At 62.4% G+C, this 242-nt stretch carries 1 pseudogene; it reads right to left on the bottom strand.

The annotated features are described in order from the left end of the window. Nucleotides 1-236 (bottom strand): annotated as a pseudogene (locus tag FNJ47_RS52685) (hypothetical protein); the annotation flags it as partial. Nucleotides 237-242 lie beyond the last annotated feature (6 nt).

Below are 242 nucleotides of genomic sequence, written 5' to 3'. Positions count from 1 at the left end.
CGCGACAGTCGCTTTCCCGCCAAATCCACGGTGTGTCGGTCTCCTTGATACGCGGCCTTGAGGAGCGCGTCGACCTCGGCGCGCGTCATCTCCGACATAGTCATTTCGGGACTATCGAGGTCGACGCGCTCCTCAAGGCCGCGTCTCAAGGAGACCGACACACCGTGGATTTGGAGGGAAAGCGACTGTCGCGCCTCGATCTCTCGGGCCTCGACTTCTCCGGCGGCAACCTTCATCTCGTC

It is taken from the genome of Bradyrhizobium uaiense, assembly GCF_010811875.1.
GTDB classification, from domain to species: domain Bacteria; phylum Pseudomonadota; class Alphaproteobacteria; order Rhizobiales; family Xanthobacteraceae; genus Bradyrhizobium; species Bradyrhizobium uaiense.
Note: the sequence above shows the minus strand (reverse complement) of the source record. Positions and strands in the feature narration are given on the sequence as shown.